This is a genomic window from Alteromonas oceanisediminis, from assembly GCF_018474025.1.
GTDB lineage: Bacteria > Pseudomonadota > Gammaproteobacteria > Enterobacterales > Alteromonadaceae > Alteromonas_E > Alteromonas_E oceanisediminis.
In genome coordinates, this window is sequence record NZ_JAHCTA010000002.1 from 334,632 (window position 1) to 356,562 (window position 21,931).

19 protein-coding genes are annotated in these 21,931 nt (G+C 48.5%); 10 read left to right on the forward strand and 9 right to left on the reverse strand.

Annotated elements, in window-relative coordinates; genetic code table 11:
- Positions 1-114: 114 nt before the first annotated feature.
- The 8 genes from KIU71_RS04630 to rfbD all read left to right on the forward strand — a co-directional run bounded on the left by KIU71_RS04630 (position 115) and on the right by rfbD (position 7,633).
- Entirely contained in the window at positions 115-942 is an 828-nt protein-coding gene (locus tag KIU71_RS04630) for a PEP-CTERM/exosortase system-associated acyltransferase (RefSeq protein WP_390881769.1), read from the forward strand.
- Positions 935-1,804 (forward strand): ThiF family adenylyltransferase, encoded by an 870-nt coding sequence (locus KIU71_RS04635; RefSeq protein ID WP_214130008.1) that lies wholly within the window; start codon positions 935-937, stop codon positions 1,802-1,804. The genes KIU71_RS04630 and KIU71_RS04635 overlap by 8 nt, the downstream gene beginning before the upstream one ends.
- A 62-nt stretch (positions 1,805-1,866) precedes the next feature.
- Positions 1,867-3,147 (forward strand): nucleotide sugar dehydrogenase, encoded by a 1,281-nt coding sequence (locus tag KIU71_RS04640; protein WP_214130009.1) that lies wholly within the window; start codon positions 1,867-1,869, stop codon positions 3,145-3,147.
- 13 nt (positions 3,148-3,160) lie between these two features.
- Complete coding sequence (locus tag KIU71_RS04645) at positions 3,161-4,177, forward strand: NAD-dependent epimerase (RefSeq protein WP_214130010.1); 1,017 nt, start codon at positions 3,161-3,163, stop codon at positions 4,175-4,177.
- A gap of 32 nt (positions 4,178-4,209) precedes the next feature.
- A complete protein-coding gene (gene rfbA, locus KIU71_RS04650) occupies positions 4,210-5,091 on the forward strand; it encodes a glucose-1-phosphate thymidylyltransferase RfbA (protein WP_214130011.1) in 882 nt (293 codons plus the stop codon).
- The gene (gene rfbC, locus KIU71_RS04655) at positions 5,091-5,636 is read left to right on the forward strand and encodes a dTDP-4-dehydrorhamnose 3,5-epimerase (protein WP_214130012.1); all 546 of its coding nucleotides are present in this window, start codon (positions 5,091-5,093) and stop codon (positions 5,634-5,636) included. Before rfbA ends, rfbC begins: the two co-directional genes overlap by 1 nt.
- Complete coding sequence (rfbB, locus tag KIU71_RS04660) at positions 5,629-6,708, forward strand: dTDP-glucose 4,6-dehydratase (protein ID WP_214130013.1); 1,080 nt, start codon at positions 5,629-5,631, stop codon at positions 6,706-6,708. Before rfbC ends, rfbB begins: the two co-directional genes overlap by 8 nt.
- 1 nt (position 6,709) lies before the next feature.
- A complete protein-coding gene (gene rfbD, locus KIU71_RS04665) occupies positions 6,710-7,633 on the forward strand; it encodes a dTDP-4-dehydrorhamnose reductase (RefSeq protein ID WP_214130014.1) in 924 nt (307 codons plus the stop codon).
- A gap of 3 nt (positions 7,634-7,636) precedes the next feature.
- Here rfbD and KIU71_RS04670 read toward each other — a convergent pair whose 3' ends face one another.
- From KIU71_RS04670 to KIU71_RS04685, 4 genes are all read right to left on the reverse strand, one after another.
- On the reverse strand, positions 7,637-8,506 hold the full coding sequence (locus KIU71_RS04670) for a patatin-like phospholipase family protein (RefSeq protein WP_250207254.1): 870 nt from the start codon (positions 8,504-8,506) through the stop codon (positions 7,637-7,639).
- A 138-nt stretch (positions 8,507-8,644) separates the two neighbouring features.
- Positions 8,645-10,849, reverse strand: coding sequence for a malate synthase G (locus tag KIU71_RS04675; protein WP_214130015.1), 2,205 nt, complete (start codon positions 10,847-10,849; stop codon positions 8,645-8,647).
- Positions 10,850-10,955: 106 nt separating this feature from the next.
- Positions 10,956-11,897, reverse strand: a complete 942-nt coding sequence (locus KIU71_RS04680; RefSeq protein ID WP_214130016.1) for a LysR family transcriptional regulator — start codon at positions 11,895-11,897, stop codon at positions 10,956-10,958.
- Between the two features lie 141 nt (positions 11,898-12,038).
- Positions 12,039-13,634: an isocitrate lyase gene (locus KIU71_RS04685; protein WP_214130017.1), complete on the reverse strand. Its 1,596-nt coding sequence runs from the start codon at positions 13,632-13,634 to the stop codon at positions 12,039-12,041.
- A gap of 203 nt (positions 13,635-13,837) precedes the next feature.
- On the opposite strand from KIU71_RS04685, the gene KIU71_RS04690 reads away from it, so the two are divergent.
- The gene (locus tag KIU71_RS04690) at positions 13,838-14,794 is read left to right on the forward strand and encodes a chemotaxis protein CheV (protein ID WP_214130018.1); all 957 of its coding nucleotides are present in this window, start codon (positions 13,838-13,840) and stop codon (positions 14,792-14,794) included.
- A 60-nt stretch (positions 14,795-14,854) separates the two neighbouring features.
- The gene (locus KIU71_RS04695; RefSeq protein ID WP_214130019.1) at positions 14,855-16,255 is read left to right on the forward strand and encodes an alkaline phosphatase; all 1,401 of its coding nucleotides are present in this window, start codon (positions 14,855-14,857) and stop codon (positions 16,253-16,255) included.
- On the opposite strand, the gene KIU71_RS04700 is transcribed toward KIU71_RS04695, so the two are convergent.
- From KIU71_RS04700 to KIU71_RS04720, 5 genes are all read right to left on the reverse strand, one after another.
- Positions 16,242-17,345, reverse strand: a complete 1,104-nt coding sequence (locus KIU71_RS04700) for a lipocalin-like domain-containing protein (RefSeq protein ID WP_214130020.1) — start codon at positions 17,343-17,345, stop codon at positions 16,242-16,244. The two genes, KIU71_RS04695 and KIU71_RS04700, sit on opposite strands and share 14 nt — an antisense overlap.
- Positions 17,333-19,876, reverse strand: a complete 2,544-nt coding sequence (locus tag KIU71_RS04705) for an ABC transporter permease (protein WP_214130021.1) — start codon at positions 19,874-19,876, stop codon at positions 17,333-17,335. The genes KIU71_RS04700 and KIU71_RS04705 overlap by 13 nt, the downstream gene beginning before the upstream one ends.
- Before the next feature lie 6 nt (positions 19,877-19,882).
- Positions 19,883-20,566, reverse strand: a complete 684-nt coding sequence (locus KIU71_RS04710) for an ABC transporter ATP-binding protein (protein ID WP_214130022.1) — start codon at positions 20,564-20,566, stop codon at positions 19,883-19,885.
- A gap of 22 nt (positions 20,567-20,588) precedes the next feature.
- Positions 20,589-21,308 (reverse strand): VC0807 family protein, encoded by a 720-nt coding sequence (locus KIU71_RS04715; protein WP_214130023.1) that lies wholly within the window; start codon positions 21,306-21,308, stop codon positions 20,589-20,591.
- A gap of 73 nt (positions 21,309-21,381) precedes the next feature.
- Entirely contained in the window at positions 21,382-21,927 is a 546-nt protein-coding gene (locus tag KIU71_RS04720; protein ID WP_214130024.1) for a rhomboid family intramembrane serine protease, read from the reverse strand.
- Positions 21,928-21,931 lie beyond the last annotated feature (4 nt).

The following is a 21,931-nucleotide window of genomic DNA, read 5'->3' on the forward strand; positions in this document are numbered from 1 at the left end:
GGTTAGTTAGGCATTGAACACATTTAATTGCCTGTGAAGCTAACGTCAAATTGAATATGATGCTAATGTTTAGATGATGGCCAGGAAGATATAACTGCGGTGGGGAACAACAGAGTGAAGAAAACTAAATGGCTGATGAGTAAGCCAATTATTGGTCCGGTAGTGAAGAAGGGCGTCGATTTTTTTGTGAATCGCCAGATCAACTCTATCTCGTCGCATTTTTCACAATTTCTTCAACCGGTGTTGGCTGATTCTACAGAACTCAAACATGCGGTATATAACGTACGTCACAATGTGTATTGCGAAGAGCTTAAGTTTGAGCCTGAGAATAATGAAAAGTTGGAGCGTGACGAGTTTGACCCCTTCTCATTACATTGCTTGATCAAACATAAGTCGTCTGAGTCTTTTGCTGGCACGGTCCGCATTGTAAGACCTAAAGTGCCGGGCGAAATTTTACCGATCCAGAAATATTGTAAAGGCGCAATCACTAACACGGCACTCGACCCTGACAATTTTGAACCCCATCAGGTGTGTGAGATCTCTCGGCTTGCTGTACCCTCAAAGTTTCGTCGACGTGAAATGGATAAATTCGCTGGCGCGGCAACCGGTGGTATTAATGAAGTGGTGTATTCTGAAAAAGAGTTACGCTGCTTTCCGTTCATTGCCATCGGCCTTTATTTCTGCGCAGCATCGACCGTGATCCTCGAGCAAGTAGAGCATACGTATGTGATGATGGAGCCTAGGTTGGCGAGAAGCATGGGCTTTGTGGGCATTAAATTCGAGCAAATCGGCCCTGTTGTCGATTATCACGGTAAACGCGCACCTTATTACATCAATGTCGCATTGCTGATGAAAAACCTACCACCTCACTTTAAGAACATGCTGTTTGCGATTGAAGAGAGTTTGGCAGATCAACACGGAGGCCAAGTTGTTTATGCGTGAATTTAACTACGATGAGGCATTTTCTCGCAATATTGGGTGGGTAACTCAACAAGAACAGCACCAATTGCGTGATGCCGTTATCGCTTGCGCGGGGTTAGGCGGAGTGGGTGGTGACCATATGATCGATCTGGCACGCTTGGGCGTGGGCCATTTTCGTATCTCTGATATGGATGACTATGATCTGGCGAATTTTAATCGGCAAGCCGGTGCCAGTATGCAGACTATCGGTCGACCTAAGTCGGAAGTCATGGAAGAGATGATTAGGGGGATCAATCCCGAAGCGACTGTAACAAACTACAAAAACGGCATTACACTTGACAACGTTGAAGAGTTTTTAGACGGCGCGACCGTGTATGTCGATAGTTTGGATATTTTTGCGGTTGATATCCGTCGTAAGGTGTTTCAGACCTGCTATGAAAAAGGTATCCCGGCGATAACCGCTGCGCCGATGGGGATGGGCACCTCGATGCTATGCTTTATGCCTGGTCAAATGAGTTTTGAAGATTACTTCTGTTTAGAGGGTTTTGAGCAGGAAGAACAAATTATTCGATTTGTCGTCGGGGTTTCCCCTTCCTTGCAGCAGCGCCATTATCTGGTAGAAAAAACCAGTGTTAATTTTACCAAAGAAGAAAGCAAAGTCCCGTCAACCCGAATGGGTATTTCCATGGCGGCGGGTGTGCTGTGCACTAACGTACTCAAGCTTATTTTAGGCCGGGGAGAGGTGATTTGCGCGCCACGCGGTATGCATTTCGATGCGTATCGAAACAAGCTGATCAAAACATGGCGCCCCGGCGGAAATAAGAACCCACGCCAACGTTTTATGATTTGGTATCTGCGAAGGCTACTCAAAGACAAGAAATAGGTTAAACCGTGATGATTTTAGGGTAAAGTTACAGGGTTTAAAATCATTAGAAGGGAATATCGGTGTCTGTCACGTTAGAATCCGCAAGAGTTGCCATTATTGGCTTAGGTTACGTCGGTTTACCATTAGCTGTCAGTCTGAGTAAGAAGTTTAAAACCCTAGGCTTCGACATCAATCCTGCGCGCGTTAAAGAATTGCGTTCCGGTAAAGATCACACGCTGGAAGTGAGTAGCGAAGAACTGCAAGCCGCGGATAAGTTGACGTTCAGTGACAACCCTTCTGATTTAGCCGGTAGCGATTACATTATTGTAACGGTGCCAACGCCTATCGACAAAAACAAACAGCCTGATATGACACCACTGCGCAAAGCCAGTGAAATGATTGGTAAAGTGATCACCAAAGACACTACGGTTATTTATGAGTCCACGGTGTATCCAGGTGCCACAGAAGAAGTGTGTATTCCGATTATCGAGCAGCATTCTGGTTTGGTGTTTAATCAAGATTTCTTCGCCGGTTACAGTCCTGAACGCATTAATCCGGGTGATAAGAAACACCGCTTGGAGACTATCGTTAAAGTCACGTCGGGAAGCACACCGGAAGTTGCGGAAAAGGTTGATGAACTTTACCGCTCCATCATCACCGCGGGAACTCACAAGGCATCATCGATTAAAGTCGCCGAGGCCGCCAAAGTGATTGAAAATACGCAGCGTGATTTAAACATTGCGCTGATCAATGAGCTGGCGATGATTTTTGAACGTGTTGGTATTGATACCGAAGAAGTGTTAGAAGCAGCCGGGAGTAAGTGGAACTTCTTGCCATTTCGCCCGGGTTTAGTTGGCGGGCATTGCATTGGCGTCGATCCCTACTATTTAACCCACAAAGCCGAAGAATTAGGTCATCATCCTGATGTTATTCTTGCCGGTCGTCGCATTAATGACCGTATGGGCGAATATGTTGTGTCTCGGCTGGTGAAGGCCATGCTAAACAGTCAGATCATGGTGAATGGTGCCAATATCCTGTTATTGGGGATCACGTTTAAAGAAAATTGCCCGGATATTCGGAACACCAAAGTGGTCGATATTGCCCACGAGCTAGAGAGCTACCACGTGAACTTGGATATCTATGATCCATGGGCTGAAAACGCAGAGGTTCAGCACGAATACGGTCTGTCGTTGATTGATAAGCCTGAACTGGGTAAATACGATGCCATCATCGGCGCCGTGGCGCACGATCAATTCAGAGCGTGGACGGTGGACGAGCTCAAAGCACTGGGCAAAGAACAGTCAGTGATTTTTGACTTGAAATACATGTTCGATAAGAACGCCGTCGACATTCGACTCTAAGCAAGGAATTACCATGAAAGTTTTAGTCACCGGCGCTGCCGGCTTTATCGGTTCTCATGTCTCACTGTATCTTTTGTCGCGTGGTGATGAGGTGGTGGGTATAGACAACCTCAATGATTATTACGATGTTACGCTTAAAGAAGCGCGACTAGATCGGGTACAAAGTCATGAAAACGCCTCTAACTTTACGTTTGTGAAACTGGCTGTTGAAGAGCGTGATGGCATGGCGGATTTGTTTGCTGAGCACAAGTTTGACAAGGTTGTTCACCTAGCCGCTCAAGCCGGCGTACGTTATTCTCTGGAAAATCCACACGCTTATATTGACGCCAACATTGTTGGCTTTATGAATATATTGGAAGGTTGCCGTCACAATCAAGTCAAGCATCTTGTGTACGCTTCAAGTAGCTCGGTATACGGCGCGAATGAAAGCATGCCTTTTTCAGTGCATGATAACGTAGACCATCCGGTATCACTCTATGCTGCCAGTAAAAAGGCCAATGAATTGATGGCGCATACCTATAGCCACCTATACGGATTACCGACAACCGGCTTGCGCTTCTTTACCGTTTACGGCCCATGGGGTCGCCCAGACATGGCGTTGTTTCTGTTTACTAAAGCGATATTAGCCGGTAAGCCGATCGATGTATTTAACTACGGTAATCACCGCCGTGATTTTACCTACATTGACGATATCGTTGAAGGCATTATTCGAACACTCGATCACACCGCAGAATCTAATCCCGAGTGGAGTGGTAAAACCCCTGACTCTGGCACGAGCAAAGCGCCTTGGCGCGTGTACAACATTGGCGCGCAAACGCCGGTGCAATTGCTGGATTACATCGAAACCTTGGAAAATGCGTTGGGCAAAAAAGCTGAAAAGAACCTTCTACCATTGCAACTGGGCGATGTTCCGGATACCTATGCCGATGTTGAAGCCTTAGTTGATGATGTTGGCTATCGCCCGAAAACGACTATCAAAGAAGGTATTGGCAACTTTGTGAAATGGTATAAAGATTTCTATCAGGTATAATCCCGCCATCGTTAGATAGATGGAAGGCTTTTGTGAGCAGAAAAGGCATTGTACTCGCAGGTGGCACCGGTAGCCGCCTGCATCCCCTGACTAAAGTCGTAAGCAAGCAGTTGATGCCAGTTTACGATAAACCCATGATCTATTACCCCATTGCAACCCTCATGCAAGCCGATATTCGTGAAATTTTGATTATTACCACATCTGAAGAACAATCGCGGTTTATCGAACTGCTTGGTGATGGTTCACAGTGGGGCATTACTTTTGACTACGTGGTTCAGCCGTCACCTGACGGATTGGCTCAGGCTTTTATTTTAGCCGAAACATTTTTAGCCGGGGCGGCTGCTGCGCTTGTGCTGGGTGACAATCTCTTTTACGGCCATGATCTCGTTAAGTCACTTAAAAGTGCAGCCGCACAAACACAAGGGGCAACGGTGTTTGGATATCATGTCAGTAACCCTAGCGCCTATGGTGTGGTTGATTTTGATGAGCAGGGGCATGCGATTTCTATTGAAGAAAAACCCAAGCAGCCAAAGAGTCATTATGCGGTGCCCGGCATCTACTTTTTTGACAATACGGTTGTTGATGTGGCGAAATCTGTTCAGCCTTCGCCGCGCGGAGAACTTGAGATCACTGACGTTATTCAGCATTTTCTTGAACAAAAGTCTCTAAAAGTTGAGATCATGGGGAGAGGCACTGCATGGCTGGATACGGGCACGCACGATAGCCTGCTGCAAGCCGCACAATTTATTGAGACCATTGAGAAGCGTCAGGGGTTGAAGGTTAACTGCCCAGAGGAGATTGCGTTTCGACTTAATTATATTACTAAACAGCAGTTGCTTTCATTGGCGGAGCCATTGTTGAAAAGCGGCTATGGCGAGTATTTGATCAGCCTAACCAATAAACGAGTATTTTAATGCAAGTAGTGGATACCGCCATCGCAGCGGTCAAAATCATCGAGCCGCGTGTCTTTGGTGATGAGCGCGGTTTTTTTATGGAAACGTTTCGTGAAGACTGGTTTAAGGCCAATGTCTGTGATGTGGACTTCGTTCAGGATAATCACAGCATGTCTGGAAAAGGCATTTTAAGAGGTTTGCATTATCAGTTGTCACAGCCACAAGGCAAACTAGTGCGTTGTGTATCAGGCCGCGTTATCGATGTTGCTGTCGATATGCGGCGCTCAAGCGCTTCCTTTGGTCAGCATGTGGCCGTTGAGTTGAGTGCTGAAAACAAACGACAACTCTGGGTTCCTGCCGGCTTTGCTCACGGCTTTGCGGTGTTAAGTGACAGTGCTGAATTTGTTTACCGCTGCACAGATTACTACGCTCCACAGGATGAGCATTCGATGCAGTGGGATGATGCTGATTTAAATATCAACTGGCAGTTAGGGGATATTCAGCCACGCCTTTCTGACAAAGATGCGCAGGCAAAACCATTCAAACAGGCGGCCAGTTATGAGTAAGCGTATTTTAGTCACCGGCGGTGCTGGCTTCATTGGTTCCGCGCTGGTTCGTTTCTTAATCAATGAAACTGACAATACTGTATTGAATATTGATAAGTTAACCTATGCGGGTAATTTAGAGTCACTGGAAAGTATTTCAGGCAGTGACCGCTACCAATTTGCTCAGGCAGATATTGGCGATGCCGAAACGATGGCGGCTTGCTTTGCGGCATTTCAGCCTGACATGGTTATGCATCTCGCGGCAGAGTCTCACGTCGACCGTTCTATTGATGGTCCTGCTGATTTTATTCAAACCAATATTGTCGGCACCTACGTTCTGCTGGAGGCTTTCAGAGCGTATTTGGATGGGCGAATTGCCGAAGACCCCGCGCTATCGCGAGATAATTTTCGCTTTCACCATGTGAGCACCGATGAGGTTTATGGCGATTTAGACGACGGCGGCTTGTTTACTGAAACCACATCCTATGCACCAAGCTCACCGTATTCAGCCAGCAAAGCCAGTTCCGACCACCTTGTTCGGGCGTGGCAACGAACCTATGGATTGCCGTGCGTGATCACGAATTGTTCGAATAACTACGGGCCATACCACTTCCCTGAAAAGTTAATTCCGCTGGTGATTTTGAATGCGTTGGAAGGTAAGCCGCTACCGGTTTATGGTGATGGAAAGCAGATACGCGACTGGTTGTTTGTCGACGATCACGCAAGAGCACTGTATTTGGTGGCTACCAGAGGCGAGATTGGTGAGACTTACAATATTGGCGGGTTCAATGAAAAGCAAAACATTGACGTCGTACGAACGATTTGTACTATATTAAATGAAAAAGTTGATGAAAAACCCCAAGGCATTACTGATTTCAGTTCCCTGATCACGTTCGTTAAAGACCGTCCAGGCCACGACTTACGCTATGCTATCGATGCAAGCAAAATCGAGCGCGAGTTGGGCTGGCGTCCTGAAGAAACCTTTGAGTCAGGGATTGCTAAAACCGTTGAATGGTTTCTGAGTAACCGAGCGTGGTGCAACCGCGTACTTGACGGCTCGTATCAGCGAGAGCGCCTTGGTGCAGGGAGTTAACATGAATATTCTAGTTGTCGGCCGTTCAGGTCAACTTGCTAACGAACTGAAAGACACACAGCCTTCATCGCTGTCTGTGAAAGAGTCAGTGCCATTCGATGTGACCTATGCCGGTCGTGATGATGTCGATGTGCTGGACCAAGCCGGCGTGTCTGAGCTTGTGAAAAACAATCGATATGACGTAGTTATTAATACAGCCGCTTATACTGCCGTTGATAAAGCTGAAAGCGAGCCCGACGCTGCCTACGCATTGAATGAGACGGCAGTGAGGCATTTGGCGGTAGCGTGTGGCGCAGCCGGGGCTTTATTGATTCATGTTTCGACCGATTTTGTGTTTAATAGCACAGCAAATTCGCCGTTCTTGCCAGAAGGTAGTGAAGAATTTCTTCAGCCGCAGAGCGTGTACGGTAAGTCTAAGCTCGCTGGAGAAGTGGCTTTGCGCGCGCACTGCCCAGATTCCAGTGTACTGATCAGAACGTCTTGGCTCTACTCCACTCATGGTGCAAACTTTGTGAAGACGATGCTAAAAGTGATGCAACAGCGTCCAGAGCTTGCCGTTGTTGACGATCAGATTGGCTCACCCACTTACGCCAAAGGACTCGCGCAATTTATTTGGGCAATCGTTGCGAGGCATGCTATCAGGCAGCCACTCGATGCAACTTATCATTGGTCAGATCAAGGGCATACCAGCTGGTTTGGTTTTGCAGAGGAAATCGCTCGGCAAGCCATTGCGCTCGATTTATTGCGCGAACCTCCATTGGTTAAGAAAACCACGACGCAAGCTTACAATGCACCCGCACCACGGCCTGCTTATAGCGTGATGAATTGTAATACTGCCTATGAAATTTGGCCCGGCTCAGCATGGCAGCATAACTTATCCAATATGCTTAAGGTGCTCAAAGTCCAAGGTGCGCCGCGTAACTGATCACTAGCGCGCCGCAAACGCGCGCAGCAACTTGATTGGCAGAAATTGTTTTACCGTGCTATACCCGGCGTCAAATAGTGCTTGTTTTTTCTCTTCTGAGATATCAAAGTCAACGGCAGAAGCATCACCTGTATTTATCACAAGCGTGTTGTGCCAGTAGTCAGCGTGTACATATTCTCGTGAAATAGCCGCCATAAAGGTTTTGATCAGCAGCCCAATGTATTGCGGTAGCATCAGCCGGTGTTTCAGGTTGAGTGGTTTTTCAAGTAATTCGCTTTTGAGGCGAAAACAAATACTCGGCGTGCCATCACCTCGCCAGTCTTCAAACAAGGCGTCTTCTGCCAAAATGGCACCATCCACCATGATATGTTCTTTGTATATTTGAAAGCTGAAAATCAACGGAATCGACATGGAATAGCGTATCGCTTTTGACACTTTGATTTCAGGTGTCAGGGTGCGGTTGAACACGACCGGCCCTCCGCCGTTGATATCCGTAGCCAATACACTCAGATCCATCGGTAAGTCGCCGAACCGCGCGCCTTTAAGCTGAGCATCCATCCATGATTCGAACCGGTCACCCGATGCCAGACCTCCCTTGTAAAACAAACGCCACAAGCTGAACTCGCGGAATTGTTTAAAGTTGGTTTTTACCGACAACGCGTAGATGTCATCTAGTGAGCAACCCGCAGCATACAAAGCCGCAACGATAGATCCGCCAGAAACGCCCACGATGGTGTCGAACTGAATATCTAACTCCTGCAGTGCTTTTAAGATCCCAATATGAGCTGGCAGGCGGGTTCCTCCACCGGAGAGAATGGGTACAATCTGTTGCGGTATGTCTGGGGTTGAGCCTGTGTGCATTTCGTCTGACATGAATAGATAGACACCTGAGTCAAAAGTTAATTACAGGTAGTTATCGGTTGGCACTACGCTATGGATTAGCATAGCGTGAGGTCTGACTAACCGCCAACTATCAGCATCAGATAATCGGCGGCCGCACCAGAACGTGGCTTAGTTCGCCAGTTTTGCTTTCATCTCAAGGCGTTTTGCGTGTAGCAACGGCTCGGTGTAACCGCTGGGTTGTTCACAGCCGTTAAAGATGAGCTCGCAGGCTGCATTAAAACCAATCGATTCGGACAGATCAGGCCCCATGGGAATGTAATTAGGATCGTTTTGATTTTGTTCATCCACCAACAAAGCCATGCGATCCAGCGAGGCTTGCACCTGTGACTTGCTGATGACACCCTGTAGCAACCAGTTGGCAAGGTGCTGACTGGAAATTCGCAATGTGGCGCGATCTTCCATCAACCCAACGTCGTTGATGTCAGGCACTTTGGAGCAACCAATACCCTGATGAACCCAGCGCACCACATAGCCGAGAATACCCTGAACATTATTATCTACTTCGCGCTGAATGGCGTCTTCAGTCATTTCACTCAGGTTAGTCGCCAATGGAATACGTAAGAGGTCATCCAGTCCGTCAAAGGCATCGTTCATCAATTGTTGTTGCACTTTGAATACGTCACACTGATGATAGTGATACGCATGCAATGTTGCCGCTGTCGGAGAGGGGACCCAAGCGGTATTCGCACCAGATTGCGGGTGGCCTATTTTTGCGCTCATCATACTTGCCATTTGATCAGGAATAGGCCACATGCCTTTACCAATTTGGGCTTTACCAGATAATCCACACGTCAGTCCTGTCACTACATTGGCTTTTTCATAGGCGGTGATCCATGGCATCTTCTTGAGGCTGGCTTTATCCGCAAACGCCCCGGCGTGCATGGAGGTGTGGATTTCGTCACCCGTGCGATCCAGAAAACCCGTGTTGATGAACACCACGCGCGTAGCCGCTGCCGCGATGCACGCTTTCAAATTAACGCTGGTGCGACGCTCTTCGTCCATAATGCCCATTTTGATGGTATTGGCAGGTAGCTTGAGCAGTGATTCGATACGTTCGAACAGTGCGTTAGTCATTGCGACTTCTTCGGGGCCATGCATTTTCGGTTTAACAATGTAAATGCTACCGTGTCTGGAATTGCGCACGGCATTGTCGTGGGTGTGATTAACATCATGCGTACCGATTAAACTCGTGATCACACCATCCATTAAACCTTCAAACACGGGTTCACCATCGAAAAGAATAGCATCATTTTGCATCAAGTGACCCACATTACGCACAAACATCAGGCTTCGACCTGAAAGCGATTTGCGTTCACCATTGCTTGTTGTATAGGCACGATCTGGATTCATGTCGCGGGTGAATGTTTTATCGCCTTTGGCGACGTCGACAGATAGCGTTCCTTGCATCAGTCCAAGCCAATTAGCGTACACCACGGTCTTATCTTCAGCATCGACAGCGGCAACGGAATCTTCGCAATCCATAATGGTAGTGAGCGCAGATTCCAGTAGAATATCTTTAAGCCCAGTTGGGTCATCTTTCGCTACTGGGTGGTCTGGATCGAATTGCAATTCGGCATGCAGGCCATGATGCTCAATGAGTATCGCAATGGGTTGTGCGATGTCACCTTCATAGCCGACTAAGGCTGATACTGGCTTGAGTTCGGTGGTACCACCATGTTCAAGTACCACCACAAGCTTGCCATCGATTATCTCATAAGCCGTGGCATCCTGATGTGTGCCGTCGGCCAGTGGTGCAATAGTGTCCAGCCACTCGCGCGCTTTTTGTACCACTGCGGCGCCGCGCTTAGGGTTGTATTGACCACCTTTAGTTTTGCCATCGTTCTCGTCGATGATATCACTGCCGTACAGTGCGTCGTATAGGCTACCCCAGCGGGCATTCACCGCGTTGAGCGCGTAACGTGCATTGTTGATAGGCACAACGAGTTGTGGGCCGGCAATCGTGGCAATTTCGTCATCCACGTTCGCCGTTGTGATCTCAACGTCGTCGGGGCTGGGAACCAAGTAGCCGATATCGATAAGAAACTGTTTGTATGCATTGGGCTCAATGGTATCGCGTTGTTGGTGATAGTCATCGATACGCTGCTGAAGATCATCACGTTTGGCTAACAGCGCTTTGTTTTGCGGCGTGAATTCTGACAGCACAGACTCGAAACCCGTCCAGAAATCATCCGATGAAATAGCACTGCCGGGGAGAGCGCTTTGCTCAATGAAATCATAAAGTGATTGTGCGATGGCTAACTTACCGCGGGTAACACGTTGTGCGGATGTGTGATTATGGCTGGCATGCTGCATAGAAACCTCAATGTTTTTAAATCATCTCTGCAATCAGTGTAGCGAATTAAGCCCTACGATGCGGATTTATGCTTACGATTGCTGACATAAATTTGGTGAATGGTGGTTAGTTGGCAATATCGTTACCCACATCGCCTATCAACCGGCGTAACCAAATATGGCCGGCGTCGTGATGCAATAGCGCGCTCCACGCCATTTTTAACGCGATAGGGGGAATGTCAAACGGCGGTTCAACGATAGAAATGCCGGGGTCATCAACAAAAATCTTGGCGGCGCGACTGGGTAATGTCGCGATCAGATTTTGCGTTTTTGCCATCTGTAAGGCGGCATGGTAATGGCGTGTAAATACACGAATATCACGCTGTTTGCCCAGTTTAGTTAATTCAGCGTCGACCCACCCGAGTTTTTGTACTTCATTTGGGTCGATACCAACACCGACACCAAACCCGGTTTTACTCACCCAGATGTGCTGACCACTTAAATAAGCATTCAGGTCAAATTTGTGTTTATGTGGATTCTTGCTGCTGATTGCACAGGAAAATGTGTCATACCAAATCACCTTTTGATGAAACGACAAGGGAAGTTCCTCAAAGCGGTTGATCGCCATGTCCACTTTGCCTTGCTCAACATCATAAAACGTGACATCACTGGGGGTGATCAAGTCGAGCGTAATATTCGGAGCTTGCTCTGACAGGCGACCGACTAACTCCAGTAAAAGTGTCGATTCAGCGTAATCAGAGGTCATGATCCGAAAGGTACGGTCGCTGGTTTTAGGGTCAAAATCGGTTTCGGGTTGAATAGAACTTTCCAACCGCCCTAACACGTCTCGGATAACAGGCTGCAATTCCATCGCGCGCTTTGTGGGTGTCATTCCATCACTGGTTCGCACCAGCAGTGGATCTTTGAACAAATCGCGTAAGCGCTTCAAACCATTGCTCATCGCCGGTTGTGTGATACTGAGTTGATTGGCTGCTTTAGTGACACTTCCCTCGCGCAGCAGCACATCTAAATACACAAGCAGGTTCAAATCGACTTTCGCTATATTCATATTTGTAATGACCGTGAGTAATACCATTCGGTTACATGATTATAACCATAATCGAGGGCATTGAAAGGGAGGTTAAAAAAACCCCTGAGCCTAAATCAGCGCTCAGGGGCCGGTTGGAACAGGTGTGTAATTTGGTGCGATTTACACGTCGAACTGATTCATGGTGTTATCTTCACCACTGGCTTTCAGTGCTTGTTCGCCAGAGAAATACTCCTTGTGAGTATCGCCTAAATCAGAACCCGCCATGGCCTGGTGTTTAACACAGGCTAACCCTTCACGTAGCTCTTTACGCTGAACACCACGTACATAAGCCAGCATACCTTCTTCGCCAAAGTAGCCTTTTGCCAGGTTATCCGTGGACAAGGCCGCTGTATGATACGTTGGTAGTGTAATCAGGTGATGGAAGATACCCGCCTCACGTGCAGCATCTGCCTGGAACGATTGGATCTTCGCGTCCGCTTCTCGCGCCAACTCAGTCTCATCATAATCAACGCTCATGAGTTTATCACGTTGATACGCACTGACATCTTTACCCGCTTCCTGCCATGCATCAAACACCTGCTGACGGAAATTGAGCGTCCAGTTAAACGACGGCGAGTTGTTGTAAACCAGTTTGGCATTCGGTACTTCCTGACGGATCGCGTCAACCATATCTGCAATTTGGCGTACGTGTGGTTTTTCGGTCTCAATCCACAATAAGTCAGCACCGTGTTGCAAAGAGGTCACACAATCAAGCACAACACGGTCAAAACCTGTGTTCGCCTTAAACTTGAACAGACCATTCGGAAGACGCACAGGCTTCACAAGCTGCCCATTCTGCTTTATCACCAGTTCACCGTCATTTAAATCATCCGCCGATGCAACGGGAGATGTGTCTAAGAACGCGTTGTACTGTGCCGCTAAATCACCTGCGCTGGTCGATACTGGAATTTTCTGAGTCAGGCCTGCGCCTAAACTATCGGTACGCGCGACAATAACCCCTTCATCAACGCCTAGTTCAAGAAACGCGTAGCGTACCGCGTTGATCTTGGCGAGAAAGTCTTCATGAGGAACCGTGACTTTGCCGTCTTGGTGACCACACTGCTTCGCATCAGACACCTGATTTTCAATTTGTATACAGCAAGCGCCCGCTTCAATCATTTGTTTCGCTAATAAATACGTTGCTTCTTCATTCCCGAAGCCTGCATCGATGTCAGCGATAATCGGAACCACATGCGTTTCATAATTATCAATTTTTTCCTGAATGGCGGCAACGTCACCGCCATTCGCTTTTGCATCATCAAGCTGATGAAACAAATCGCCAAGCTCACGCGCATCGGCTTGACGTAGAAACGTGTAGAGTTCAGCAATCAGAGAAGATACTGACGTTTTTTCATGCATCGACTGATCGGGTAGTGGGCCAAACTCTGAACGCAACGCAGCGACCATCCAACCCGACAGGTACAAGTAGCTTTTATTTGTGGTGCCTTGATGCTTCTTGACCGCCAACATCTTTTGTTGGCCGATAAAACCGTGCCAGCAACCTAAGGATTGCGTGTACTGGCTGGAGTCTGCATCATACTCAGCCATGTCTTTGCGCATAATAGCTGCGGTGTACTTAGCGATGTCCAGACCGGTTTTGAAACGGTTCTGTACTTTCATTCGTGCCGCAAAATCAGGGCTGATATTGTTCCATGTACCTTTGTAGCTGTCTTTAAGTTTGGCGATATTATCGATGTCTTGTTGATATTGAGCCATGATGCTCTCCTTACGTTTTGGTGTAGGGTTTTTGCTAGGTGTGGGAACATCCTATGCAATACTCTCCAATAACTAAACAGTATATTTATCATCTTCGATATAAATTTTGTGAATGTTCGAGGTGTGGATTATTAACATCCGTTGTCAATGCCGACGTCTATGTCTATTATTCAAAGGAGATTACAAGCATTCAGTGAGAAAGCATGTCCAGCATTTTGGCGTCAGTTGATCAGCGCACGCAGTTAGTCGGCGAGAATCGGCTAGAGCTGTTGATGTTTAAGTTAGGCACACGACATGTCTTCGCCATCAATGTGTTTAAAGTTAAAGAAGTGATTACGGTGCCCAGAGTCAGTCAGATGCCGGGCTCGCATAAAAATTTGAAAGGGGTCACCAACTATCGCGGCTCCTCGATCCCCATCATTGACTTGCGCCAATCGATAAAGATGCCTGCCCTAAAAGGGGATGCGGCGAAAAAACAACATGTTAACGTCATCATTACCGAATATAATCGCAGTGTGCAAGGCTTCCTGATTGGCGATGTGTTGAACATTGTGAACACGTCATGGAGTAATATTCAGCCACCGCCCAGTACAATCGGCAAAGCCAACTATCTCACCGCCATCACGCAAATTGACGTGAACGGAAAGTCTGAGTTGGTTGAAATCATTGATGTAGAAAAAGTGCTGGCCGAGATTATTGACTACGACATTCAAATCTCCGAAGAGGCGCTTGATCACAATGTGGTTGAACACCTTAAAGGGCAAACTGTACTGATTGTTGATGACAGTGGTACCGCACGTAAGCAAATCAGAGATACGTTGGCTCAACTGGGCATTAACGTGCTCGAAGAAAATGATGGTTTAAAAGCCTTAAAACGACTTAGGCAGTGGGCTGACGACGGTAAAAAGGTCACGGATGAAATTCTCATGATGTTCACTGATGCGGAAATGCCAGAGATGGATGGCTACCGGCTCACGGCGGAAGTGCGTGAAGATCCGCGAATGAGCGACCTTTTTATAGCGCTGAACACATCACTGAGTGGCAGCTTCAATGAAGCCATGGTGAAAAAAGTCGGCTGTAATCGCTTCATCTCCAAGTTTCAACCTGACCTTCTGGTTGATGTGGTTCAAGAGCGAATGCGCGAAATTCTCGATAATTAGCGTTCCCCTCACCACGCTGCTGATTTACAATCAAGGCGATTTTGGATACAGGAAAACCACATGGATCGCCTTCGACTGTTCACGCGCATTGGCGTAGCGGCAACCCTTAGTTTAATCATGGCGGGTTGCAGTCATACTGCAGCCTCTCCGGATAAGCCAACGCCCATTCGTGTTGCACCCAATAACCCCAAGAATATCATCATGGTGGTGGCCGATGGCATGGGCCCCGCTTACGTCACTGCCTATCGCAACTTCCGAGACGATCCTCAAACCAAACGAGTGGAAACTGTGATTTTTGATGACATGCTGGTGGGTACGGCCAGCACGTATCCGGATCAGGTTTCAGGCTACGTGACAGACTCCGCCGCCAGTGCCACAGCGCTTGCGGCCGGTGTCAAAAGCTACAACGGCGCTATCGGCGTTGATGTGAATAAACAGCCGGTGAAAACGGTGCTGCATCAAGCGAAGTTAAATGGCAAGAAAACGGGTTTGGCCGTTACTTCACAAATCGTGCATGCCACACCGGCAGCCTACGTTGTCGCCAATGAAAGCCGTCGCAATTATAATCAGATAGCCGACAGCTTCTTTGATGACAAACTTAACGGCGACTTTCTAGTCGATGTAATGCTGGGTGGGGGGCAATCCTATTTTGAGCGTGATGACCGCAATATTACCGGTGAATTTATTGATGCAGGTTACCAGTATGTTGATACCTATGACGGTTTAGCGTCACTGCAACAGTCTGCTCGCGTGTTAGGGTTGTTTGCGCCGGTTGGGTTGCCATGGGTGCTGGATGATTCTCGTGATAATCGTTTGGAACACCTCACTCGCCATGCGATCAAACATCTTGAAAACCCCGAGGGGTTTTTTCTGCTCGTTGAAGCGAGTCAGGTAGACTGGGCCGGTCATGGCAACGATATTGGTTCGGCCATGGCAGAGATGCATGATTTGGCACAAACGATGACCTATCTGAAAGAGTACGTTGTTGCTCACCCTGACACTCTGGTCGTTCTAACGGCTGACCACAGCACTGGGGGTTTGACGATTGGTGCGCACGGCGAATATCGCTGGAGTCCTGAATGGCTGCACAACATGCAGTCGTCAATATCAACGATTGTTAAGGACATGGCTGACTCCGAGGACCGCGTTGCCGTTGTAGAAGCCGGTCTAGGGTTTAGCTTGAATGAGACAGAGCGGGCGACGATCAACGCGATTGATTTGTCTATCGATGTACGCGAACAGGAAAAGCCTATAAAAGCGCTGGTGGATGCGCGCACGAACACCGGCTGGACAACCTCTGGTCATACTGGAGTGGATGTCGACGTGTTTGCCATTGGGCAAGGTTATGAGCAGTTTCGTGGGGCTCAGGACAATACCGACATTGCGCACAAGCTATTCGAATTGTTGGGCACAAGCGTACCCAACGACACTTCCAACACGCCTGCCATCAGTAACCGGTAAGCTCCATAAACCCGACGCCGTTATGGGTGCCAGAAACACGAATGGCACCCTCGTAGTAACTAAAGCGTCCACGATTCCATTGATCATCTTTCATCGGTTGCGTGCTGATATCGATGCCGTGTTCTGGAATGTGAATGCGCCATTCGCTGGGATAACGGTTTGAAGACGGTCCTTCGCTGTACGTAGTCGGAGTCAACGTTATCGACGAGGGCGCTAAGGTGCGTGTCTCACCCTCGGCACTGACTAAAGTGCCCGTTACATGGTCTAACTGATTGCGTAACTGCATGCGAAACGCCATCAGTTTTCTCCCGTCCTCTAAGTGTATTGAAAACCAGTCCCAGCCTAGCGTATTTTCATCCAATAATTGTGACGTCCACTCATGGTCGTACCATCCCTGTCCGGACAAAGAGACTGGTTCTCCAGCAATTTGCGCTGTTCCGCTCACCTGAATAAAGGGCTGACTATAGTAGTAGGAAGCATGGCTGCCGTTGGCAGACTTTTCACTGTAACCTTTCTCACCATGTAACACCAAGGGCCCATGTGAGCTTAGTGTGAGGTTTACCGAAACATCTGCCCAAGCCAAATTCAGCTCAGCGGGGAGCAGCGAATCTCCTTCTGCACGCCATAACCAATCATCTAGCCGAATACTGAACGGTTGTTGGAAAACGCCTGCAGCACCGGCGCGCGCAAAACGCTCTTCAAACCAATGTTGCTCGGCATTGTGTAACGCAGCATGCGCCATAAATATCTGGCCATCTGACCATGCGTTGGATACTGCATCACCGGTGTTGAAACGGAACAAGGTGTATTGGAGGCTGTAATGACGTTTGGGATTGTCAGCATCAACAAGATTCGCTGTGAAATACCACCATTCAATAGCAAAGTCGGGATGGGCTTGATGGTCTGCGGGAAAGTGCAGGCGTACGCCTTTCGTAACTTGTGCAAGGGGTGACGAGAGTTTGTCCGACGCGGTTAAACCACCGAACAAAGCAACGTCCTCCGTGTCCTCCGTGTGTGTTTCGGGCGCGGGCGAGCACCCCGCGAGCACAGCGAGTAAACAGACGGAAAAAATTCTAATCAATCGTTGCACTGGAGCCTCTCTCTGATGGAATAGCGCTGACCACGCAAAATAGGCACTAACGATAGCAGACAAACAATGGCTAAGCTGATGACAATGGCTTGTGCGATTTGGCTGGCAGAGAGCACGAGGGGAAACTGCCATTGGAACGCAAACAGGTTAACTTTATGGGTTAAAAGCCACGCCAGTATGACACCAAAGGGTGTTGCCCAGAGGGCTGTCACCACACACAGCAATCCATACTGGCTAAATAAACTCGCCGTTAACTGCCATTGCCGCACACCCAGGCTACGCAAAAGACCGCTGACATGGCGATTATCGCGCTCAAGCAGCAAGATAGATGTGGTTAACGAGAATACCGCGACCAATAAGGTAACAATGTTGAGTGCGTGAGTGATCACAAAGGTGCGATCAAAAGCCTGTAAACTGAGTGCAAGGATTTCATCGCGGCTGTAGTGAGTCACGGTGTCAGGCAGTTGAATATCGGTTCCGCTGAGCGCAGTGGCCATGACACTGATATCTGCTTCAGCCAGCCGTATCAGCCCACTGGCTGCTGACTGCGAAGAGACGAATGCGCTTAATGGCAACATGGCTTGAGCAAAAGGATTGCCATAATCCATGTAGATACCGGCGATTCGAAACGTCGTTGATACCTCATTAATGGTCACGACAACGTCGTCACCAGCATTCAACTGGCTGCGAATAGCATACTGTTGATTAACCAATAGTCCTTGGCCAGATTCAAATAATGCCCAGTTTTCATCGGTTAATGCGCTATCAGCTAACGCGCGACGGTATTCAGCGTTGGTGGGATAAGAGTAAACCCGGATCGGGCCAGATTGTTGTGAACTCTGTGGCAAAGGGGAGGGCGTGATCTCGGCCTCCACGCGATAACGCAATATACTGTCACGGTTTTGTTGGCTTAAGTAGCGATGCAGTTCGACCAAGCTGTCTTTGTCGCCGTACACGTAGTCGCTGGCCACCAGGCGTGAGTCGAGCCAATGCAGGGTTGCTGTGCGAAAACTGTCGACCATTAAGTTCATGCCGATGTGTGTGGCTAAAGCGATGAAGAATGCAGCGCTCGCCAACTTGGTTTTAAAGCCTATTTGTCGTGCATGCGCCACACTCCACTGCATCAGAGGATGACACGAGCGAGTACATTTCTGCAGTCTGGTTAGTACGCGAGGATATAGCCAAAACAAACTGACGATGCCAGTTAACAACAAGCTGGCAATTGCCACAAAAACAACGGGCAAAGACTGGCCCATCATCACCAGAGTGAATGTGACGGCAGCGAGCACCAGCGCTGTAAAAAGCAGTAAGTGTGGTCGATTGGCGCGAGTTGATGTGCCGTTAAACGTTGACTCGCTGAAATATTGCCGGCGAGACAAATGTTGAGTCAGTTGGCGCAGCGGCATTATCGCGCTCGCTGCTGTGGCGAGCAGAGTGACAAGCAGCACCGGCAGAAACAGGGGTAAACCGTCGATTTGGGTTAGACCGATATCGATATTGAATAATCCCGCCAACGTAAGAGACAGTGTCGGCGCTAACAGCACCGCAATGAAGTGACCAGCAATGACCCCGATAGTGGTGGCGATCAAGCAATAAACGAGTAACTCAATTAACGTACATTTAACTAAAACTAAGCGTCCTACGCCCAATTGGCGCAAGGTTCGATAGAGGGTGAGTCGGCCCGCTATCAGTAGATTGAGTGCATTGATGACAATAAACAGACACACCACAAACATGACCATGGCCATCGCCAGTAGGTTGAGATGAAAACTCTGTGTCACGGCAACGGCGTCAATCGGAGCACTCCACTCGGTTAACTGATAGTCAGGCGGCAGTTGCGCTTTTACCTGCCGGATTAACGTGTCTTGTGCCGCAGATTGCATGTCAAACGACACCAGTACAACACGCAGTGGCACTTCTACGCTGTTGGCCTGAAACAAGGCAAAATACGCGTGCATATCGAGCAGACCCATCGGCTGAGCGTCGCGAGTCTGCGGATGACTGTTTTCGATGATTTGCAGCGGTGTAACCTCGGCGTTGGTATTGGCATAAGCGTAGTGCTCAATGGCGAGGATTACGTCTCGGTGAGTGGCGACGCCGCTGGTTAGAAGGCCGAGCGGATCTAACGCGCCAAGACGCTGTGGCTGAACAAGGCTGGCTAAAGCCGGTGCGTCAATACCATACAAAGTCACCGCACTGGCGTTGCTGTCGCTCGACACCGGAAGCGTTGTTTTCGACAACGCGATGGCGTGAGTCAGGCCACGCATTCGCAGTAGGTGATAGTCGTCCCGTGTGAGAGGGAGTGCCGTTTTGCTGATTTCGCCTAGGATGGACAGTGACGGCTGCTGCTGAACCAGTTTGGCGAGGGGGTGTGAAGCCACATTCTGATAATCGCTACGCGCAGCATCATTCAAGATCAATACTGATGATAACCCAGCACAGCCTAACATGATTGCCAAAATCACCCAGATGACTTGCAGCGCGTCGTGTTTGGCCTGTTTGCGTAGTAGGGAAAGGATGACCGCAACCATGCTTGGCTACTCGTCTTGACTGTCGCGGTTTACACGGTACAAGCGACCTTGTTGCATTGTCCACTGAACGTCGGCGAGTTGGGCTACGTGCGCACTGTGGGTCACCACGATTAGGGTAGTATTTAACGCTCTGCACGTGCTGTAGAGCATATGACTAACGATCTGGCTGGTATCTTCATCCAGGTTGCCTGTGGGTTCATCAGCCAGCACTACGTTGGGTTTGTGCGCTAGCGCCCGTGCTAGAGCAACACGCTGTTGTTCTCCGCCAGAGAGTTGTTGTATCGGTTTATCGACAAGTTCGCTGAGACCCAGTGTGTTGACGAGATGCTTGATGTGAACGGGATCGACAGCACCAGCCAATCTGGCTGTGAAGAGAATATTGTCGTGGGCGCTTAAACAGTCAATGAGATGAAACTGCTGGAAAACAATGCCGATGTGCTGACGTCGAAACTGGTCGCTTTGAGATTCAGACAGCGTACTGACATTCAGGTCAGCAACCTGAATGGTTCCGCCGTCACACGGAGCCAGACCCGCGAGTAGGTATAAGAAAGTGGATTTCCCACATCCGGAGGGGCCCTGAATTGACGCGCTTTGACCTTGGTGTAGCGAAAAGTCTGCCCCTTCAATGACGGGCCGAGAACGCCCATCGGGCAATGTGTAGTGCTTGACGATACCACTTGCCCTGATCATGATGGTCGCTCCTGAGCGCAGTTTATTGGTTTAGAAAGTCCTCAATATCTTCACCGGTAATCTTTTTGATTTGACTGAACAAATACCACAGTGCAGTAATCAACAAAATCATGCTAGGGATCACAATAACTGGGTAGCTGAGCGCCGTCATTCGGCCTAGCTCTTCGGTGTATTCGGTTGTTCCCGGTGGGCTAACCAGTATCACTTTAGCCAAGATGTAATTTAGCGCCGCCGACAGAAAAAATGAACTCGCCACAATATACGAGCTGACAGCCACCTTCCGATCAAACAACTTTGTACGGCCTTTTTCCGCTAACACCGCATTTAAATGCGGCCAGTTTATAATCTGTTCATTCAATACCAGAATTTTGACCAGCGGCTTGTGCGTATACTGGGTAATGATAACGGCAAGGCCAATAATCGCAGGAATGGCCGCTTCTTTGATGGCAATGTATTCGGCGGGTAGTTTTAGGAGGCTAAACCCACCTGTCAGCATGACGCTAACAATCCCTAAAACAGAAAATGCGTTGACCTTACCTGACTGTTTCAAGTCCCAAAGACCGTAACCGATTGGAAAGCTCAGCGCAGCAACAATGCTCCATGCAGGTCCAAGATATTCCTCAGATGCGCCATAGCTCATGATCACAACAGGAATAATAATATTAAAAATTAAGTTACCAAAAAAACCGCCATTCTGTTGCGCGGGTGGCGTCGATGAGGGTGATGCGTTGTTGTCTGTCATGAATAAAGGGCCTCTTCAATACTGCCCGAAAAAGAGAGCGCCAGTATACCTAAGCTAATCGCATCGCGCAGTATCATTTTGCCCAATACCATGCCGCGATAAGGCCACCAATGAAACCGAAAAAGTGAGACTCCCAGGAAACAAACCCCGCTTGAGGAAGCGCCCCAAAAATCATGGTGCCATAAACTAATGCGATGGCGAGAGAAATCAGCAGCATGCGTTTACGCTTGCTGCGCCAACCTGCCAACACGAGAAAACCAAAGTAACCATAGATAAGACCACTCGCCCCGACATGAACAGCAAAGCGTCCAAACAGCCACACCATCGTTCCAGTAAACAAAATGAGCCACAATGTGATCCACACAAAGCGGCGCTGTCCTTGAAAACCCATTAACGCAACGAACAACCACAACACGGTTAAATTGGCGAATAAATGCTGTGGACTACCATGTAAGAATGGGCTGGAAAACATCATCGGCAAAGAATGCATTTGACGTGGAATCAGCCCAAAGCTATTGAGTGCGCGCCCTGTCAGCAGGTTAATCATTTCCAAAATAACTAAAACGAGCGTTATCCCTACTAACCAACGCCACTGCGCCTTGATCGGTTGCCAGTTCATACGG

Excerpts from the sequence above, each read along its gene's own strand:
- KIU71_RS04680 (WP_214130016.1), bottom strand. The coding sequence starts at position 11,897 with ATGAATATAGCGAAAGTCGATTTGAACCTGCTTGTGTATTTAGATGTG.
- KIU71_RS04720 (WP_214130024.1), bottom strand. The coding sequence starts at position 21,927 with ATGAACTGGCAACCGATCAAGGCGCAGTGGCGTTGGTTAGTAGGGATA.
- KIU71_RS04695 (WP_214130019.1), top strand. The coding sequence starts at position 14,855 with ATGGATCGCCTTCGACTGTTCACGCGCATTGGCGTAGCGGCAACCCTT.
- KIU71_RS04710 (WP_214130022.1), bottom strand. The coding sequence starts at position 20,566 with ATGATCAGGGCAAGTGGTATCGTCAAGCACTACACATTGCCCGATGGG.
- rfbD (WP_214130014.1), top strand. The coding sequence starts at position 6,710 with ATGAATATTCTAGTTGTCGGCCGTTCAGGTCAACTTGCTAACGAACTG.
- KIU71_RS04670 (WP_250207254.1), bottom strand. The coding sequence starts at position 8,506 with ATGTCAGACGAAATGCACACAGGCTCAACCCCAGACATACCGCAACAG.
- KIU71_RS04715 (WP_214130023.1), bottom strand. The coding sequence starts at position 21,308 with ATGACAGACAACAACGCATCACCCTCATCGACGCCACCCGCGCAACAG.
- KIU71_RS04705 (WP_214130021.1), bottom strand. The coding sequence starts at position 19,876 with ATGGTTGCGGTCATCCTTTCCCTACTACGCAAACAGGCCAAACACGAC.
- rfbB (WP_214130013.1), top strand. The coding sequence starts at position 5,629 with ATGAGTAAGCGTATTTTAGTCACCGGCGGTGCTGGCTTCATTGGTTCC.
- KIU71_RS04685 (WP_214130017.1), bottom strand. The coding sequence starts at position 13,634 with ATGGCTCAATATCAACAAGACATCGATAATATCGCCAAACTTAAAGAC.
- KIU71_RS04635 (WP_214130008.1), top strand. The coding sequence starts at position 935 with ATGCGTGAATTTAACTACGATGAGGCATTTTCTCGCAATATTGGGTGG.
- KIU71_RS04675 (WP_214130015.1), bottom strand. The coding sequence starts at position 10,849 with ATGCAGCATGCCAGCCATAATCACACATCCGCACAACGTGTTACCCGC.
- KIU71_RS04645 (WP_214130010.1), top strand. The coding sequence starts at position 3,161 with ATGAAAGTTTTAGTCACCGGCGCTGCCGGCTTTATCGGTTCTCATGTC.
- KIU71_RS04690 (WP_214130018.1), top strand. The coding sequence starts at position 13,838 with ATGTCCAGCATTTTGGCGTCAGTTGATCAGCGCACGCAGTTAGTCGGC.
- rfbC (WP_214130012.1), top strand. The coding sequence starts at position 5,091 with ATGCAAGTAGTGGATACCGCCATCGCAGCGGTCAAAATCATCGAGCCG.